Here is a 16,577-nt window from a genome sequence, read left to right as displayed (position 1 = left end):
TCAGGCCTCCGATCGGCCGAACAGTCCGGTCGGGCGGACGATGAGCATGGCCATGACGAGTACGAAGATCAGGATTTCGGCGATGCTGTTGCTCATGAACGTGCTGGTCACGCTTTCGGCCAGGCCCAGCAGCAGGCTGGCCAGCGCGGCGCCGGGGATGCTGCCGAGGCCGCCGAGGATGACGACCACGAAGGCCTTGAGCAAGGGCGTGGCGCCGATGAAGGGGGATACCGAGAACAGCGGCGCCATCAGGGCGCCGGCGACGGCCGCCAGGCCGACGCCGATGCCGAAGCCCAGCGGATACATGACGCGCGTCCGTATGCCCTGCGCGGCCGCGATCTCGGTGTCCTGCACCACCGCGCGCAGGGCGCGGCCGGTGCGGGTGTGGCCGAGGAAAAGATAGAGCGCCAGCAGGACCGCCAGGGAGAAAGCGACCACGTACAGCCTGGACATCGGCAAGGTGACGCCGCCCAGGGCGATGACGCCGTCGGCCACGGCGGGCATGAACTGCGAGTCCGGGCCATAGAGCATCAGGGCGCCGGCCTGCAGCATCATCGCCAGTCCGATGGTGGCGATCATGCCGTTGAGCTCGTCATGGCGGAAGGGCTTGAGCACCAGTTCCTCCACCACCCATCCCGCGCCGACGGCGATAACGAATGCCAGCGCCACCGCCGCGATGAACGGCAGCTCATATTGCGAGACCAGGATGTAGGCGGCGAACGCACCCAGCATATAGAACTCGCCATGGGCGAAGTTGACGATCCGCATCACGCCGAAGACGAGGGTAAAACCCACCGCCATCAGCAGATAGAGCAGGCCGATGATCAGGCCATTGACGAGCGCCTGCGCGAGTAGAGTGGACGTGGTCATGGCGATCACTTCACGTCGACGCATTGCTCGACATTGCAGCGGGCCCGGACCACCTCGACGCCGTCCTTGACCTCGGAGATGAAGAAGGGCGATTCGATCTGGTGGTTGATGCCGTACTTGGCCTTGCCGCCCCAGTTCAACGTACCCTGGATGCCCGGGTAGTTCTTGATCGCCTCCAGCGCGTTGCGCACCTTTTCCGAGTCGGTGACGGTGCCGGCGTCCTGCATGGCCTTGAACAGCATGTGGGTGCCGTCATAGAAAGCCGGGCTGAAGCCGTTCATCTTCTTGTTGTATTTCTTCTGGTAGCGCTGGGCGTACTCGGCAACCGCCTTGTTGTCCGGATCGGTCAGGGAGCTGACCATCATGCCCTCGGTCGCCGCCTTGCCCGCCACCGCGACGATCTCAGGCGTGGCCGGACCGCCGTTGCGCACGATGGGGCCCTTGAAGCCCAGTTCGCGCGCCTGCTTGACGATCATGCCGGCGGTGGCTGGCGAATTCCCGTCCAGTTCGATGGCGTCGATGCCGGCCGCCATCATGCGGGTCAGCAAAGGCACCATGTCGACCCGCTGGCGCTCGAAGAACTCCTTGGACGACATCGACGATCCGGCCTTGGCGTAGGCCTGTTCCAGGTCGCGCGCGATCTGCTGGCCGGATTCGTCGTTGGGGAACAGCGCAGCGACCTTCTTCAGCTTGAAGTGATTCACCAGCCATACGATGGAGGGATAGGACGTTTCCTCCGTCGTCAGGTTGGGGCGGAAGGAGTAGGGCTTTTCCGGACTGAGGGCCTTCGCGGTGAAACCCAGGGTCATGATGATGACCTTGCCGGGCTCCGTGACGGGCTGCACGGCCAGCGCGGGCGCCGATCCCATGGGGCCGATGATGTATTTGACGCCATCGTCCGACAGCAGGCGATTGGTGGCGGTAACCGCGTCGCCGGACTGGTACTTGTCGTCATAGGGAACCAGCTGGACCTTGTAGCGCTTGCCGGCCACTTCCAGGCCCCCCTTGGCGTTGACGTCGTCCGCGGCCAGCTCGGCGCCGTACAGCAGCGCCTGGCCCCAGGCGGCGCCGGCGCCGGACAGCGTTACGACGGCCCCGATTTTCAGCGTGTCCTGGGCATGGGCGGGCGCGGCCAGCAACAGGACGGCGGGGATCAATGCCGTGCAGATCGACTTCATGGTTGTCTCCTTGGTTTTATTTGCCTGGTTTTATTCGCTTGCCGTGGATCTTCCCGCGCGCTGGCGTCGGCAGCGTCGCCGGCGTTGTCCGTGCCGGCCCGGTCGGGTCCGCCCTCGGACCCTATGCCGCGATGTCCAGCGGGATCTCGATGTCGAGCAGGGGCGCGTGCTGCTGGGCGCCATAGACGTCGGTGTCGCCGACGGCGCCGGAGGGAATGCGGCGCGGCAGGGTGGCCTTCCAGGCCAGCGCCGGGGCGTATTCGGTGAACAGGATGTCGGCCTCCGCCACGCCGTACAGCTGCGCGATCAGCTTGGCGTTGATCACGCCGGTCTCGCGCACCTGCTCGAACAAGGCCGGCTTGTCGAACATGATGTCCAGGGTGATGTGGAAAGGTCCGGCATTCTTGCTTTTGCACGCCTTGGCGATGTGCTTGAGCTTGACCATGGTGGCTCCTAGACGTCCTCGTAGCGGATGGGGAACATGCGCAGGGGATCGTCGATCTCGATGACGTGCTGCAGCATGAATTCGTAGATGGCCCCGCGCTCGATGTCCGACGGGGAGAAGGGAAAGGCCATATTCCCTTCGCGACACATGCGGCCCGGGAAATCGGAGTGCAGCAGGGTGACCCGCGCCAGCGAGAGGGCGGCGTTGGCGATGTCCTGCGTGCGGGCGACGACTTCGGCGATGATGGATACTTCCGTGGGAGCCTCGTCCGGATGCGGCTCCCAGGCGCCCATGACGCCGTCGCGGCCGTACAGCCGCAGCACCAGCTGGTAGTCTTCCGGCGCGATGCCCAGCGCCTTGACCTTGGTCGCGGTCGATTCACGGACAAAGTCCATGAAGCTGTCCAGCTGGCCGATCAGGCCGGGGTCGCGCGTGGCGGCGATGGCGATGGCGCTGTAGCCGGCCTGGCGCGCGCCTTCGAGCTTGATGGTGTAGGGGCGCTCCGTCCAGCGCATGCCGGTGATGCGCACGCGGCGGTCGGTGAGGGCCTCGATGCGGCAGTCGCTGGAGTCCACCACGCCGCCCGGTTCATAGCGGATGATGGGGCTGGCGTTTTCGTGCAGGGCCTGCACGGCCACCGACAAGGGCGTGCAGCGCAGTTCGGGATTGAGCGGCTCGGTCTCGACGTAGTCTTCGCCGACGGTGACCATCAGGCAGTCGTGCTTCTTGGGTATGGCCGCGTTGCAGGCGCATTCCAGGATCTTGCCGGCGTACCAGGCGGGGGCCGGCGGCAGGCCATGATGCATGGCCAGGGCCGCCCAGGGCGCGGGGTCGGTGCCGCGTCCGCCGAGGATCACCTGGGCGCCCGCGCGCAGGGCCTCCAGATACGGCTCGGGCCCCATCATGCCCACCACGCGCACCGCCTCCTCGAGGTCCGCGGCGCGCAATTCGGGCGCATTGCCCAGCGGCTTGATGCGACCGGCTTCCAGTTGCTCCAGCAGGAAGCCTTTTTCCTGTTCGGCCTCGATCAGGGCCATCTTGAAGTGCAGGCCGTGCTCGGCCGCGACTTCACTGATGATGTCGGCGCAAGCGGCCAGGTGCGGCGTGCCGCCCGCGCCGCCACAGGTGCCCACCATCATCGGAATGCCGTTGGCGATGGCGCCGCGCAGCAGCAGCCCCAGGTCGCGTTTCATGGCCAGGCGCGAATTCAGCGTCTTGCCGGAGCCGAGGTAGTGCGGACCGGGATCGCTGCTGCCGCCGTCCACGCCTATCATGTCCGGCTTCAGGGCCAGCGCCGCCTGCAAGGATGCTTCGGGAAAGCCGTAGCCGAGGATGCCGCTGGCCGACATCATGCGCACGCTTTTGCGAGTCATGGCGTCTCCTCAGGCGCGGCCGCGCCAGTCGCCGGCGCGCGGCTTCGGCACGCCCAGGTTGCCGCGCAGGGTGGTGTCGCCATACTCCTTGCGGAACAGGCCGCGCTTCTGCAATTCCGGGACCACCAGGCGGACGATATCTTCGTAGGTGCCGGGCACCGAGGTGCCGGACAGGACGAAGCCGTCGCAGGCGGTCTTGAACCACTCTTCCATCTGGTCCGCGACCTGCTTGCCCGTGCCGCAGAACACCGGGCCATCGTTCAAGGTCCCGCGGCCCGAAGCCTCGACGAAATCCTTGACCGAGGGGTTGCGCTTGCCGCTGACCTGGACGACCTTGTCGCGCAGGCTCTGCCAGGACATGGCGGCGAGTTCCTCGTCGGTGAAGGGCTGCTCGTAGGGCCGGCCGGAGAAATCGATGTTGGAGGTCTCGCCTATCATGGTCAGGCCGTCGATGGGACGCGAGAGGTTGGCGATCAGGTCGCGCTGCTCGCGGGCCAGGCTTTCGGTCTCGGCGACGATGATTTTCACTTCGGCGGCGATCTTGGTGCCATCCGGATCGCGGCCCGCGTTGGCCACGCCGTCCTTCAGCGCCTGGTATTGCTTCACGCCGTTGGCCAGGGTGGGGTACTTGGCGAACACGACCTCGGCCCAGCGCGCGGCGAAGGCCAGGCCGCGGCCGCTCTGTCCGGCCTGCAGGATGACGGGATGTCCCTGCTGCGAACGCGGCACGGTCAGCGGTCCGCGCGAGTTGAAGAAGCGGCCCTTGTGATCCAGGCGGGTCACCATGTCGGGGTCGGCGAAGTAATTGTTTTCCTTGTCGGCGACGATGGCGCCTTCCTTCCACGTGTCCCAATGGCCCATCACCACTTCCATGAACTCGTCGGCACGGTCGTAGCGCAGGTCGTGTTCCAGATGTTCCGAATGGCCGAAGTTGGCGGCTTCCGAGTTGTTCATCGACGTCACGACGTTCCACGCCACGCGACCCTTGGTCATCAGGTCCAGGCTGGCGAACAGGCGCGCGACGTGGAAGGGCTCGTAGTAGGTGGTCGAGTAGGTGGCGCCCAGGCCCAGGCGCGACGTCGCCATGGCCATGGCCATCAGCACCGACGTCGGCTCCAGCTTGATGGCGCGCACGCCATGCTTGACCGTATCGCGATGGCTGGCGCCGTAGATGTCCGGCATGGCCAGCCGGTCGTCGAAGAACGCCATGTCGAACTTGCCCTCTTCCAGCGTGCGAGCCACGCGTTGGTAGTATTCCGGCGACAGGTAGTCGGTCATGCTTGACGGATGTCGCCAGGACCCGACATAGTTCGTGCAGTTCTGGGCTTGCATGAATGCAACCAGGGTCATTTGTCGTTGCGGCTTGGTCATGTCGTTGCTCGTTATGAGTGCGGGTGGGATGTCCAAAAATTTGATAGCCAGTATTGGGTCGCACCGGATCGAACACAATTTCCGCGCTGTGATACATTCATAACGAACATGAATAAATCTTCGGACCCGCCTTCCCTGACGCGCCTGGAGCTCGCCGAGCTGGAGACCTTTCTCTGGGTGGTGAGGGAGGGGAGTTTCAGCGTTGCGGCGCGCAAACTGCATCTTTCGCAGCCGGCCGTGACCAATCGGGTCAAGCGCCTGGAAGACAAGCTGCACGTGAAGCTGTTGGTGCGGACCACGCGCCGCGTCGAGGCCACGCCGGACGGCGAACGCTTGCGCGAGGCGGCGGAGCGCGCGGTGGCCGGCTTGCGTGATGCGCTGCGTCATTTCCAGACGGCGTCGGACCACGAACGCAACACCGTGACGGTGGCGGTGACGCCCATGCTGTCGGCCACGGTGATGCCGTCCTTGATCCACGCCTATACCGAGCGCTATCCCGACGTGCGCATCGTGCTGCACGACCTGCCCTACGACCAGGTCATTCGCGAGGTTGCCGAGGGGCGGGCGGATCTCGCGGTGGCGGCATTGGACGGCACGCCACGCGGACTGCGCTTCCAGACCCTGGCCGAGGAACCCATGCTGCTCGTGGTGCCCGCGCGCCACGCGCTGGCGGGGCAGCAGGCGGTCACCATGGACATGATCCTGCCTTATCCCCTGATGATGCTGGACCGCTACAAGTCCCTCTTCAAGCGTCTGAAGGACGAATACGCGGCGCGCGGCGCGCCCTACAACCCGGCGACCATCGCCACGCTGCCGACGCTGCTGGGCATGATAGACGCGGGCAACGGCATCACCTTGCTGCCGCGCAGCATGGCGCAGAACAATGGCCGGCGTTCGCGCGTGACCCTGGCCGTCTCGGACCTGGACGCGTCGCGCCGCTACGGCAGCCTGGTCGCGAGCAAGGCCGAACTCAGCGCCGCGGCGACGAATTTCCAGGGCTACCTGCGCAAGAACTTCAAGACGACGCTGGAAAGCATCGTCTGAGCGCGGACCGGGCGCGCGGCGCCGGCCTGCCGTGCCGGCGCGTGGACGGTCCCGGCGATCCGGTCGTCCAGGCCCCGCTTTTATTCCCGTTCGCTATAGGTGCATTCATTTCCGCAAATTGTCCGGCCGGCCGGGCGGCTCCTAGACTGTGCGCAGTCTGATCCGCGTTGGATCATCGAGGAGAAAGGCCATGCAGGCCCAGGACAATAAACCGCAGCCGTCCGCGCTGGAGCGCGTCATGGACGCATTCGATCATCGGGAATTCCGGCGCACCCTGGGTGCGTTCACCACCGGCGTCACGGTGGTCACCACCGTGGACGCCGCCGGCAAGCCCTACGGCGTGACGGCCAACTCGTTCAGTTCCGTATCGCTGGACCCGCCGCTGATCCTGTGGAGCCAGGCGCTGACGTCCAGCAGCTATCCCGCCTTCCGCGACTGCGAGCGCTTCGTGGTGAATATCCTGGCCGACCATCAGGTGCATGTATCGAACCAGTTCGCCAAGTCGGGCGACGACAAGTTCCAGGGCATTCCCATACAGACGGGGCTGGGCGGCGTGCCGGTGATCGACGATAGCGCCGCTCACCTGGAGTGCCGCAAGGTGGCGGCCTATCCGGGGGGCGACCATGTGGTGTACATCGGCCAGGTCGAACGCATACACCGCAGCGCGCACCGCCCGCTCGCGTTCGGCGAAGGGCGCTATATGGTCACGTTCGCGCATGACCTGGGCGAGGCGCGCGGGGCGCCGGGCAACGCGGGCATGGCGGCGCTGGAGGCGGTGCGCATGGCCGGCGCCGCCTTGGCCGAAACCTGCGAACGCATCGGGCAGCGCACCTTGGGATTGGCGGTGTGGGGCAACCAGGGCGCCACCATCGTGCGCTGGGAGCCGTCGTCGCAGCCGGTCAGCCCTTATTTGCAGACGGGCGTCGTGGTGAGCCTGACGCAGTCCGCCACGGGGCTGGCGTTCGCCGCCTTCATGCGGCCTAGCGTGGTGGATGACGCGGTGCGCCACGAGCTGCGGCTGCGCGAGGCGGAAGGCCACCCCGACGAAGGCCAGTTCGCGCTGCGGCTGGCCGAGGCGCGCGAGCACGGCATGGCCAGGGCCGTGGGCTGCGCGCCATCGCCACGGCACAAGGTGATGGTCAACGCATTCAGCGTGCCGGTGTTCGACGCGCAGGGGGACATGGTGCTCGCCCTGTCCACGACCTGCCAGGCCGAGCGCCTGGCGCCCGACTGGGACGGTGAGGTGCCGCGCATCCTGCGCGCGACAGCGCAACGGCTGTCGGCGCGCCTGGGTTATCGCGGGGAATAGGCGCGCGGCGCGCTCAATCGATCTTCGCGCCGGAGAACCTGACGACTTCGCCCCACTTGGTGATGTCGTCGTCGATGGCCTTGACGAACCGCGCCTGCGTCCCGCCCAAGGGGACGAAACCCAAGGTCGCCAGCTTGTTGCGGAAGGCGGGGGTCTTCAGCGCTGCATTCATGGCCTCGTTCACCTTGGTGGTCACCTCGGCCGGCGTGCCCTTGGGCGCCAGCAAGCCAAACCAGGTGTCGGACAACAGGGTGGGGTAGCCGGCCTCGGCGGTCGTCGGCACGTCGGGCAGCATGTCCGAGCGCGTTGGCGCCATGACGGCCAGGGCCTTGAGCTTGCCGTCCCTGACCAGCGGCGCGGCGGCGGTGACGCCCGGGAAGGCCAGCTGCAGCCGGTCGCCCAGCAGGTCGCTGAAGACGGCGCCGGGCGAGTTGTACGGCACATGCAGCATGGAGACGCCGGCCGTCTTCTTGTACAGCTCGCCGGAGAGGTGATAAGAACTGCCGCTGCCTGTGGAGCCGAAGTTCAGCTTGTCGGGGTGGTCCTTGGCATAGACCGTGAGGTCCCTGAGCGTATCGATCTTCAAGGACGGCTGCACCACGATGATGTTCGGCACCGAGGCGACCAGCACAATGGGCGTCAGGTCCTTTTGCGGATCGTAGGGCTTGTTGTGATACAGCGTGTTCGCGGGCACCAGCGTGCCGGTCCAGCTGAACAGCAGGGTGTAGCCGTCGGCGTTGGCGCGCACCACCGATGCCGAGCCGACATTGCCGTTGGCGCCGGGGCGATTTTCGACGATGACGGATTGATGCAGGCTCTCGCCCAGTTGCTCCGCCACCATGCGCGCCAACGGGTCCGAGCTGCCGCCCGGCGCCGCCGGGAGGATCAGGCGGATGGGCTTGGACGGCCAATTGTCGGCATGCGCCGCCGTGGCGGCCAGGCCGGCGCCCGCGAGAACGCAAGCCAGCAGGTGACGCAGAGGGGTACGCAATAAGGCGGAAAGGCGGTGGAACATGGTTGTCTCCAGTGTGTTCTTCTACGGTTTTCTTCTGTCTACGAGGTGCATCTCCACGGCGCATGGCCTGCGGGATTCAATACGACTTGGGCATGCCCAGCACCCGCTCCGCGATGTGGCTGAGGATGAGTTCCTGGCTGACGGGCGCGATACGGGGGATCATGATTTCACGCAGGTAGCGTTCGACGTGGAACTCCTTGGCGTAGCCCATGCCGCCATGGGTGAGGATGGCGCGTTCGCACGCGCGAAAGCCGGCTTCCGCGGCAAAGTACTTCGCCGCATTGGCCTGCGCCCCGCATTCGCGGCCATTGTCATAGAGCCAGGCCGCCTGCTGCATCAGCAGCTGGGCCGCTTCCAGCTCCACCCAGTTCTTCGCCAGCGGGTGCTGGATGCCCTGGTTCTGTCCGATAGGCCGGCCGAACACCACGCGTTCGCGCGCATAGCCCGCCGCCTTGTTCAAGGCGGCGCGTCCAACGCCTATGGCCTCCGCGGCCAGCAGCACGCGTTCCGGATTCATCCCGTGCAGGATGTACTTGAAGCCCTTGCCTTCCTCCCCGATGCGGTCTTCGACGGGAATCTCCAGGCCATCGATGAACAACTCGTTGGAGTCGACGCATTTGCGTCCCATCTTCTCGATCAGCTTGACGTCGACGCGGCTGCGGTCGAGGTCGGTATAGAACAGCGTCAGGCCCTGTGAATGTTGGCCCGGGCCCAGCTCCTCCAGGGGCGTGGTGCGCGCCAGCAGCAGGATCTTCTCGGCCACCTGGGCGGTGGATATCCAGACCTTCTGGCCGTGGACGACGTACTTGTCGCCGCGCCGCACGGCGCGCGTCTTGAGTTGCGTGGTGTTCAGGCCTGCATTGGGCTCGGTGACGCCGAAGCAGGTCTTGACCTTGCCTTGCGCGATGGGCGGCAACATGCGCTGCTTCTGTTCCTCGGTGCCGAAGACCGCCACGGGCAGCAGGCCGAAGATGTTGATGTGGATGGACGAGCAGCCGCTGAGGCAGGCGCCGGATTCGGCGACCGCCTGCATGACGATGGCGGCTTCCTGTACGCCCAGGCCTGCCCCGCCATGGGTTTCGGGGATGGCGGTTCCCAGCCAGCCTGCTTCCGCCATGGCGCGATAGAAGTCCTCGGGGAAGGCGCCGTCGGCATCGCGGTCCAGCCAGTAGCTTTCCGGGAAGCGCGCGCACAGGGCGTCGACGGCCTGGCGGATCGAGAGGTGTTCGTCGCTGGGTTCGAAGTTCATTCAACGTCCTTTCCAGAGTGGGGCGCGCTTTTCCGCGAAGGCGCGCGGGCCTTCCTGGGCGTCTTCGCTCAGGTAGACCGGTTCGAAAAGCGCGTGCGCGGCGTCGAGCGCGGCGGAGCGGCCCATTTCGGTCGACAGGTAGACCAGTTCGCGCGCCGCCTGGACCGTGAGCGGCGCGTTGGCCGCGATGACCCTGGCCAGCGCCACGGCGCAGTCCAGCAATTGGGCATGCTGCACCACTTCGTTGACATAGCCGAGGGCGTGGGCGCGCTGGGCGCTGATGGGCTTGCCGGTCAACAGCACTTCCATGGCGATGCGCTGGGGCAGCATGTGGATCAGGGGCGCGGCCCAAGGCATGCCGCGTCCCACCTTGGCTTCGGTGATGCCGAAGGTCGCCTGTTCGGAAGCCACGCAGAGGTCGCACATCTGCGCGAACAGCCAGCCGCCGGCCAGCGCCACGCCATTGACGGCGGCGATGGTGGGCTTGGAGATGCGCACGCTGTCGCCCAGCACCGGGAACATGTCGCGGGGCGGGATGCGCAACTGCATGGCGGCGGCTTCTTTCAGGTCCATGCCGGCGCAGAAGGCCTTGTCGCCGGCGCCGGTAAGAATGCCGACGCGCAGCGCGGGATCCTGCTCCAGTCGCTGCCAGGCCAGTTTCAGGCCTTCGATGATGCCGCGGTTGATGGCGTTGCGTTGCGCGGGCCGGTCCATGGTGATGATGGCGATGGCGTCGTCGACGATGTCGAAGCTGACTTCGTCGCTGAGCCTGAGCGGCTTTCCAGGTTGCGGGTTCACAGGTCACTCCAGGTGGCGCGCGCCGCTTGCAGCAGCGATTCGCGATGTTCGGGGGCGGCGATGGCGGTCAATGCGCGGACGCGCTCGCGCAAGCTGCGTCCGCGCAGCCGGGCCACGCCATGTTCGGTCGCGACGAGATCCACATCGCTGCGTGCGGTGGTCACGGGGCCCGACAGTTGCGCGGTGATCTTGCTTTCGCCGTTGCGGCCCGTCGCCGACAGCGCGATGATCGACACCCCGCCGGTCTGGACCGAGGCCCGCACGAAATCGACCTGGCCCCCCACGGCGCCGATATGCTGGGCGCCGATGGCTTCGGCGTTGACCTGGCCGGTCAGGTCGACCTCCAGGGCGCCGTTGATGGAGACCAGATTGCGCACCTGGGCCAGCGTGGCCATATGGTGCGTGTATCCCGTCTGGCACAGCCGGATGGCGGGATTCTCGTGCGCATGGCGGTACAGTCGCTGCGTGCCGAACAGCACGCCGGTGATGGTGACGCCGGCATCGATGCCTTTATGCGCGTTGTCGATGGCGCCGCTTTCGATGAGGTCGATGACCGAATCGCCGATCATGCCGGAATGGATGCCCATGCCCCGGCGTTCGGCCAAGGAGGCGAGGATGGCCTCGGGCACCGCGCCTATCCCCAGCTGAAGGGTGGCGCGTTCCGGGATATGGGGCGCCAGATGCCGCGCGATGCGCTGCTCCAGGTCGCCGAAGGCGGCGGTCGGCAGTTCCAGCGGCGGGATCCCGCTTTCCACCGTGACCGTGAAATCCTCCGCGCGCAAGACACGGTCGCAGCAGGACCAGGGCACGGCGGGATTGATTTCCGCGATGACGACGCGAGCCCGCGCCAGCGCGGCCTGCAGGTAATCGTTGACCAGGCCGAAGCTGTATTCGCCACGCCCGTTTGGGGGGCTGACGGACAGCAGCAACACGTCGCTGGGAATCTGCCCGCCCGCCAACAGGCTGCCGACGGCGGAGATGTGGCAGGGCACGGGATCAAGGGCGCCCGCGCTGGCCAGCTTGCGTAACGTGCCTATGCCGCCGATGCCCTTGAAGCGCAGATGGTCGGTGTGCTCGGGGCTGAAGGTGCGCGAGAAGCCGGTGCCCAGGAACAGCTGGGCGCCACTGTAGCGGGCCCGTTGCTCCACCAGCCTGGCGGTCAGCCCCAGCGGCTCGCCCACGCCCTGGCCGAAGACGATGCCATCGCCGGGGCGGATGTATTGCCCCAGGTCCAGGGCATCCAGGGACAAGGGGCTCGTCATGATCGTGCCGCGGCGGCCAGGATGGCCTGCGAATGCTTGAGCAGGGGGCCGTCGACCATCCGCCCCTCGAAGTCGATGGTGCCGATTCCGCGCGCGGTGGCGGCCTCGTAGGCGGCCACCAGGCGGCGTGCGTATTCGATTTCCGCCGGCGACGGCGAGAAGGCCGCGTTGGCCAGCGCGACCTGGGCCGGCGCGACGCAGATCTTGCCTTGGTAGCCCATGTCGCGGCCCGCATTGGCGTCGGCGGTATAGAGCGCGTCGTTGCGTATGTCCAGCACGGCCTGGTCGATGGCCGGCACGCGCCCCGCGTGCGCGGCCATCACCACCGAGCCGCGGGCCGTGGCCACCTCGGCGCCATGGGGCGTGCGGCGCCCGCCGATGTCGGCTGCGTAGTCTTCCGCACCGAAGTAGACGGCCGCCAGGTTCACCGTTTCCTCGCAGATGTCACGCGCATTGAGGACGCCGCGCACGGATTCGATGCCGCCGATCAGGCCGACGGTCCGTGCGCCGCGCGCGTGGGCGATGCCGTGCTGGACGGGGAAGGCCTGTGCGGGCGTTTCCAGCTTCGGAATCACGATGGCGTCGATGTCGCAGTCGAACGCGGCCTGGATATCCAGCAGGTAATGCGGCGAGTCCGGCACATTGACCCGCACGGCCAGGCGCGATTGCAGGCCGGCCGCGCGCACCTGGGCGACCGTGTCGCGCAAGGCGGCGCGGGCCCCCGCTTTTTCCGCTTCGGGCGTGCCGTCTTCCAGGTCGATGACACAGCAGTCGGCGTGGAAGCGCGGGAACTTGACGGCAAGTTCAGGCCGGTTGGCGGGGGCGAAGAACAGCGAACGTAGCATGAGGACTCCTGGGTGTCGTTGAGCGGCACCGGCCAGCATGGGCCGGCGCAAGGGGCGAGGGCATGTGGCCGGCGTCGCGTTCAGTCCTGGACGATGTCGGGCGCCGCGGCGGCCTGGCCTGCCGCCAGCATGGCCTCCACTTCGGCGGGCGCGTAGCCCAGTTGCATCAGCACTTCGCGGGTGTGTTCGCCCAGGCGGGGCGCATGACGGCGCACGGTCGCCGCCGGATTGTTTCGCCAGCGCACGGGTATGCGCATGGTGCGGATGCGTCCTTCGCTGGGATGGTCCGTATCGATGAAGAAGCCCGTGGCCTTCAATTGCGGATCGTCGAGGATGCTGAGCAGATCGTGCATGGGCATGAACGGCACGTCCGCCTCTTCCAGCAGGGTCATCCATTCGGCCGTGGTCTTCTCCAGGAAGATGCGCGCCAGCTCGCCGTAGACATGGTCGATGTTGCGCGAACGGCTGCCATAGCTGGCGAAGCGCGGGTCTTCGTCCATCAGGGCTTCGCGGCCCACGGCGCGCAGGAACTCGCGCCACTGCTTGTCGGTGTAGACCAGCGCGCAGATGTAGCCGTCGCGGGTTTGATAGGGGCGCCGCTCGGGCGAAAGCTGGCGGGCATAGCCGCCATCGTCCAGCGCGGGCTCATAGGTCAGCCCACCCAGGTGGTCGCCCAGGACAAAGGCCGCCATGGTTTCGAACATGGGAATGTCGACGCGGTCGCCGCGCCCCGTGCGGTGGCGCGCCAGCAGGCTGGCGAGGATGGCGTTGACGCCGGTAAGGCCGACGATGCGGTCCGCCATGGCGGTGGGCACATAGCGCGGAATCCCGCCGGAGGCCTTGGCGATGAGATGCGGCAGCGTGGTGGCGCCCTGGATGAGGTCGTCGTAGGCGGGGCGCGCGGCATAGGGGCCGTCCTGGTCGAAGCCGAACAGGCCGGCGTAGACGATGCGGGGGTTGATCCCCGCGACTTCCTCGTAGGACAGGCCCAGTCGCGCCATGGCCTGCGGCCGCACGTTGTACATGAGCACGTCGGCATCGACCAGCAGGCGCTTGAGCGCGGCCATGCCTTGCGGCTGCTTCAGGTCCAGCGCGACGCTGCGCTTGTTGCGGTTCGCGTTGAGATAGACCGGTCCCATCGCCTCATGGCGGCCGGGGCCGATCTGGCGCACCAGGTCGCCCTTGGGGGCTTCGATCTTGATGACGTCGGCGCCCATGTCGGCAATGGCCTGGGAGGCGAAAGGCCCCATCAGGACGGACGTCATGTCGATGACCTTGATACCCGCCAGGGGTCCCGTGGCGGGGGTGGAACTTGTCTCCGATCTCATTCTTATCGCCGCTATGTGTTCATGGGCAGGAACAAATCATACACATAGGGGAACAAGATCGGGGAAAATAGCAGCTTGGGATTTACCCTTGGAAAGGGCTATCGTCTTGGGCTGCGTGGCGGCCGGCAGGATGGCGGCGCGCATTACATGGTGGCGGAGGGCCTGTGAGCATCAAACAAGTCGGCAATGTCCTGGATCTGCTGGAGTACTTCGCGGGACGGCAGCGGCCGGCCAGCCTGGCGGAGATCGCGCGCCATTTCGGCTGGCCGCGTTCCAGCACCTTCAATCTGCTGTTGACCCTGACCAACCGCGGTTTTTTGTACGAGCCGAGGGCGCGAGCGGGCTACTACCCGGCGCCGGTCTGGGCGGAATTGATCACGCAGATCGAACGCGGCCAGCCGATTCCGCATGGGATGCGCGCCTTGCTGGACCAGCTGGTGCAGGAAACGGGGGAGACGGCGGTGCTCGCGGCCGCCAGCGGGGCGCACGCGCTGTTCATCGAAACGGTGGAGTCGCCCAGCGCGGTGCGCTACGCGGCGCCGGTAGGCAAGCGGGTGCCCTTGCACGTGACGGCAACGGGGCGCGCATTGTTGTCGCAGATGTCGGCCGCCGACCGCGCCGCCATCCTGGAGAAGGCCGCGTACGAGCGCTACACGGACACGACGCGCGTGTCAGCGGAGCAGGTGGAGGCTGAAATCGCCGCGTCGATCGCGCGCGGCTGGTTCGAGGGCAACGCGGAGTACACCCAGGACCTGGGAGGCGTGGCCATGCCTTTCGCCGTCGGCGAGCGGCGTTACGCCCTGCTGGTCGCGGGGCCGATGTTCCGCGTGGCGTCACGGCTGCCGGAACTGGCGCAGCGCTTGCGTGAACGGCTGGAGGGGTATCTGGCGGCGCAGGCTGCCGGGGAGTGAGGCCGAGTGGGGACCGGGCGGTTCGTTGTATGCTGGCGAGTGCATTGAAAACGCATTGCCGACGTCGCGCCTTCCGAGGCCGGATTGTCCGAGCATCCCTGCCGGGCGTCATTGTCCGGCTTTTTTCCAACGACGTCCCGCCATGAAGAAAACCGATCTAGAGAAGAACAAAGGCCTGAAGCTGATGGGCCAATTGAAGAACGCGGGCACGCCGCAGCGCTTTGGCGCGGCCGCCACGCAAACGCAGGACCGGCGCGATCGCCGCCGCCAGGACCAGGCCCAGGGCCTGGCGTCTTTCCCCGTCAAGCTGCCTCAGTCCTTGGTCGAACAAGTGCGCGCGCTCGCCGTGGCGCGCGGCACGGGCTTGAACGAAGTCACCGCCGAATTGCTGGAAGCCGCGCTCGCGGCGCTGCCGCGGGACGAAGCGAAGTAGGGGGCCGTTCCAGAAGCGGTTGCCTTTACGGCTTGGGTAGCGATCGCTTGAATATCGGCGTCCGTCAGACGTCGATATGGCTGTATAGAAGGCCCAGCGCCTTGGCGTCATCCGGGCAAAAGTGCCGATCGGCGCGGCTGATAGCGTCCCGGATGCGGACGCGATGATCGCCCCTGGGCGTCGGGCGTCGGGCGCCGGCCCGGACCCCGCCGGCGATATACTGCCCTGATCTTCGCCTCTCAGGTAGCGCCTCATGTCCCAACAAATCATTTCCATCGCGCCCGGCATCGATTGCGGCAACGACCGCCCCTTCGTGCTGTTCGGCGGCATCAACGTCCTGGAGTCGCGCGAACTGGCCCTGCGGTCCTGCGAGCACTACCAGAAGGTCACGCGAAAACTGGGCATTCCGTACGTCTTCAAGGCCTCCTACGACAAGGCCAACCGCTCGTCCATCCATTCCTATCGGGGTCCCGGCATGGAAGAGGGCTTGAAGATCTTCGAAGCGGTCAAGGCCGAGTTCGGCGTGCCGGTCATCACCGATGTCCATGAGCCCTGGCAGGCCGCGCCCGTGGCCCAGGTCGCCGATGTGGTGCAACTGCCGGCCTTCCTGGCGCGCCAGACCGACCTGGTCGTGGCGCTGGCCAAGACGGGCCGCGTGGTGAACGTCAAGAAGCCGCAGTTCGTGAGTCCCAGCCAGGTGCAGAACGTCGTCGAGAAAATCCAGGAAGCCGGCAACCAGCAGGTCATCCTCTGCGATCGCGGAACCTGCTTCGGCTACGACAACCTGGTGGTCGACATGCTGGGCTTCGGCGTGATGAAGAAGGTTTCCGCCGGCTTGCCGGTCATCTTCGACGTCACCCATGCCCTGCAGCAGCGCGCCGCCGGCGCCGCCGCGTCGGGCGGCCGGCGCGAACAGGTGGCGGACCTGGCCCGCGCCGGCATGGCGGTGGGCCTGGCCGGCCTGTTCCTGGAGGCCCATCCCGACCCGGACAACGCCAAGTGCGACGGCCCCAGCGCCCTTCCGCTGGACCAGCTGGAGCCCTTCCTGACGCAGATCAAGCGCCTGGACGACCTGGTCAAATCGTTCGAACCGCTGAACATCGGGTAGTCGCGCGGCACGGGCCTCGCGACCGGCGGCCGGCGCTC

Annotated in this window: 16 protein-coding genes; 5 read left to right on the top strand and 11 right to left on the bottom strand. The window is 66.7% G+C overall.

Going from position 1 to position 16,577, the window contains the following annotated elements; translation table 11 throughout:
- The 5 genes from C7R54_RS24335 to C7R54_RS24315 all read right to left on the bottom strand — a co-directional run bounded on the left by C7R54_RS24335 (position 1) and on the right by C7R54_RS24315 (position 5,237).
- A complete protein-coding gene (locus tag C7R54_RS24335) occupies positions 1 to 870 on the bottom strand; it encodes a branched-chain amino acid ABC transporter permease (RefSeq protein WP_129153305.1) in 870 nt (289 codons plus the stop codon).
- A 5-nt stretch (positions 871 to 875) separates the two neighbouring features.
- Positions 876 to 2,048 (bottom strand): ABC transporter substrate-binding protein, encoded by a 1,173-nt coding sequence (locus tag C7R54_RS24330; protein ID WP_129153304.1) that lies wholly within the window; start codon positions 2,046 to 2,048, stop codon positions 876 to 878.
- A 121-nt stretch (positions 2,049 to 2,169) separates the two neighbouring features.
- A complete protein-coding gene (locus tag C7R54_RS24325; RefSeq protein ID WP_129153303.1) occupies positions 2,170 to 2,493 on the bottom strand; it encodes a DUF4387 domain-containing protein in 324 nt (107 codons plus the stop codon).
- 8 nt (positions 2,494 to 2,501) lie between these two features.
- Positions 2,502 to 3,866 (bottom strand): acyclic terpene utilization AtuA family protein, encoded by a 1,365-nt coding sequence (locus tag C7R54_RS24320; protein WP_240039693.1) that lies wholly within the window; start codon positions 3,864 to 3,866, stop codon positions 2,502 to 2,504.
- A gap of 9 nt (positions 3,867 to 3,875) precedes the next feature.
- Positions 3,876 to 5,237 carry an LLM class flavin-dependent oxidoreductase gene (locus C7R54_RS24315; protein WP_129153302.1) on the bottom strand — a complete coding sequence of 454 codons (1,362 nt, stop codon included), beginning with the start codon at positions 5,235 to 5,237 and terminating at the stop codon, positions 3,876 to 3,878.
- Positions 5,238 to 5,345: 108 nt separating this feature from the next.
- Here C7R54_RS24315 and C7R54_RS24310 point away from each other — a divergent pair, with 108 nt between their 5' ends.
- Both C7R54_RS24310 and C7R54_RS24305 read left to right on the top strand, forming a co-directional pair.
- Positions 5,346 to 6,281, top strand: coding sequence for a LysR family transcriptional regulator (locus C7R54_RS24310; protein ID WP_129153301.1), 936 nt, complete (start codon positions 5,346 to 5,348; stop codon positions 6,279 to 6,281).
- Between the two features lie 190 nt (positions 6,282 to 6,471).
- Entirely contained in the window at positions 6,472 to 7,590 is a 1,119-nt protein-coding gene (locus tag C7R54_RS24305) for a flavin reductase (protein WP_240039692.1), read from the top strand.
- 13 nt (positions 7,591 to 7,603) lie between these two features.
- Here C7R54_RS24305 and C7R54_RS24300 read toward each other — a convergent pair whose 3' ends face one another.
- The 6 genes from C7R54_RS24300 to C7R54_RS24275 all read right to left on the bottom strand — a co-directional run bounded on the left by C7R54_RS24300 (position 7,604) and on the right by C7R54_RS24275 (position 14,087).
- Positions 7,604 to 8,605, bottom strand: a complete 1,002-nt coding sequence (locus C7R54_RS24300) for a Bug family tripartite tricarboxylate transporter substrate binding protein (protein ID WP_129153300.1) — start codon at positions 8,603 to 8,605, stop codon at positions 7,604 to 7,606.
- 76 nt (positions 8,606 to 8,681) lie between these two features.
- Positions 8,682 to 9,854, bottom strand: a complete 1,173-nt coding sequence (locus tag C7R54_RS24295; RefSeq protein WP_129153299.1) for an acyl-CoA dehydrogenase family protein — start codon at positions 9,852 to 9,854, stop codon at positions 8,682 to 8,684.
- Complete coding sequence (locus C7R54_RS24290) at positions 9,855 to 10,652, bottom strand: enoyl-CoA hydratase/isomerase family protein (protein ID WP_240039691.1); 798 nt, start codon at positions 10,650 to 10,652, stop codon at positions 9,855 to 9,857. It lies immediately after the preceding gene.
- Positions 10,649 to 11,914: an acetyl-CoA hydrolase/transferase family protein gene (locus tag C7R54_RS24285; protein WP_129153298.1), complete on the bottom strand. Its 1,266-nt coding sequence runs from the start codon at positions 11,912 to 11,914 to the stop codon at positions 10,649 to 10,651. The genes C7R54_RS24290 and C7R54_RS24285 overlap by 4 nt, the downstream gene beginning before the upstream one ends.
- The gene (locus C7R54_RS24280; RefSeq protein WP_158021280.1) at positions 11,911 to 12,759 is read right to left on the bottom strand and encodes an HpcH/HpaI aldolase/citrate lyase family protein; all 849 of its coding nucleotides are present in this window, start codon (positions 12,757 to 12,759) and stop codon (positions 11,911 to 11,913) included. The genes C7R54_RS24285 and C7R54_RS24280 overlap by 4 nt, the downstream gene beginning before the upstream one ends.
- A gap of 80 nt (positions 12,760 to 12,839) precedes the next feature.
- On the bottom strand, positions 12,840 to 14,087 hold the full coding sequence (locus C7R54_RS24275; RefSeq protein ID WP_129153296.1) for a CaiB/BaiF CoA transferase family protein: 1,248 nt from the start codon (positions 14,085 to 14,087) through the stop codon (positions 12,840 to 12,842).
- A 164-nt stretch (positions 14,088 to 14,251) separates the two neighbouring features.
- Between C7R54_RS24275 and C7R54_RS24270 the strand changes: the two genes are divergently transcribed.
- The 3 genes from C7R54_RS24270 (at position 14,252) to kdsA (ending at position 16,539) form a co-directional block, all read left to right on the top strand.
- Entirely contained in the window at positions 14,252 to 14,998 is a 747-nt protein-coding gene (locus C7R54_RS24270; protein ID WP_129153295.1) for an IclR family transcriptional regulator, read from the top strand.
- 142 nt (positions 14,999 to 15,140) lie between these two features.
- On the top strand, positions 15,141 to 15,431 hold the full coding sequence (locus C7R54_RS24265) for a hypothetical protein (protein ID WP_129153294.1): 291 nt from the start codon (positions 15,141 to 15,143) through the stop codon (positions 15,429 to 15,431).
- 253 nt (positions 15,432 to 15,684) lie between these two features.
- Entirely contained in the window at positions 15,685 to 16,539 is an 855-nt protein-coding gene (gene kdsA, locus C7R54_RS24260) for a 3-deoxy-8-phosphooctulonate synthase (protein WP_129153293.1), read from the top strand.
- Positions 16,540 to 16,577: the final 38 nt, after the last annotated feature.

Origin of the sequence: Achromobacter aloeverae (assembly GCF_004121055.1) — a bacterium.
Taxonomy (GTDB): Bacteria; Pseudomonadota; Gammaproteobacteria; order Burkholderiales; family Burkholderiaceae_B; genus Bordetella_C; species Bordetella_C aloeverae.
The sequence above is the reverse complement of the archived record's forward strand: the minus strand, read 5'-3'. Positions and strand labels throughout refer to the sequence as shown.

What these genes read in the sequence shown, in the direction of transcription:
- C7R54_RS24285 (WP_129153298.1), bottom strand. Translation starts at nt 11,914, where the DNA reads ATGACGAGCCCCTTGTCCCTGGATGCCCTGGACCTGGGGCAATACATC.
- C7R54_RS24325 (WP_129153303.1), bottom strand. Translation starts at nt 2,493, where the DNA reads ATGGTCAAGCTCAAGCACATCGCCAAGGCGTGCAAAAGCAAGAATGCC.
- C7R54_RS24320 (WP_240039693.1), bottom strand. Translation starts at nt 3,866, where the DNA reads ATGACTCGCAAAAGCGTGCGCATGATGTCGGCCAGCGGCATCCTCGGC.
- kdsA (WP_129153293.1), top strand. Translation starts at nt 15,685, where the DNA reads ATGTCCCAACAAATCATTTCCATCGCGCCCGGCATCGATTGCGGCAAC.
- C7R54_RS24300 (WP_129153300.1), bottom strand. Translation starts at nt 8,605, where the DNA reads ATGTTCCACCGCCTTTCCGCCTTATTGCGTACCCCTCTGCGTCACCTG.
- C7R54_RS24305 (WP_240039692.1), top strand. Translation starts at nt 6,472, where the DNA reads ATGCAGGCCCAGGACAATAAACCGCAGCCGTCCGCGCTGGAGCGCGTC.
- C7R54_RS24295 (WP_129153299.1), bottom strand. Translation starts at nt 9,854, where the DNA reads ATGAACTTCGAACCCAGCGACGAACACCTCTCGATCCGCCAGGCCGTC.
- C7R54_RS24275 (WP_129153296.1), bottom strand. Translation starts at nt 14,087, where the DNA reads ATGAGATCGGAGACAAGTTCCACCCCCGCCACGGGACCCCTGGCGGGT.
- C7R54_RS24280 (WP_158021280.1), bottom strand. Translation starts at nt 12,759, where the DNA reads ATGCTACGTTCGCTGTTCTTCGCCCCCGCCAACCGGCCTGAACTTGCC.
- C7R54_RS24315 (WP_129153302.1), bottom strand. Translation starts at nt 5,237, where the DNA reads ATGACCAAGCCGCAACGACAAATGACCCTGGTTGCATTCATGCAAGCC.
- C7R54_RS24335 (WP_129153305.1), bottom strand. Translation starts at nt 870, where the DNA reads ATGACCACGTCCACTCTACTCGCGCAGGCGCTCGTCAATGGCCTGATC.
- C7R54_RS24265 (WP_129153294.1), top strand. Translation starts at nt 15,141, where the DNA reads ATGAAGAAAACCGATCTAGAGAAGAACAAAGGCCTGAAGCTGATGGGC.
- C7R54_RS24330 (WP_129153304.1), bottom strand. Translation starts at nt 2,048, where the DNA reads ATGAAGTCGATCTGCACGGCATTGATCCCCGCCGTCCTGTTGCTGGCC.
- C7R54_RS24310 (WP_129153301.1), top strand. Translation starts at nt 5,346, where the DNA reads ATGAATAAATCTTCGGACCCGCCTTCCCTGACGCGCCTGGAGCTCGCC.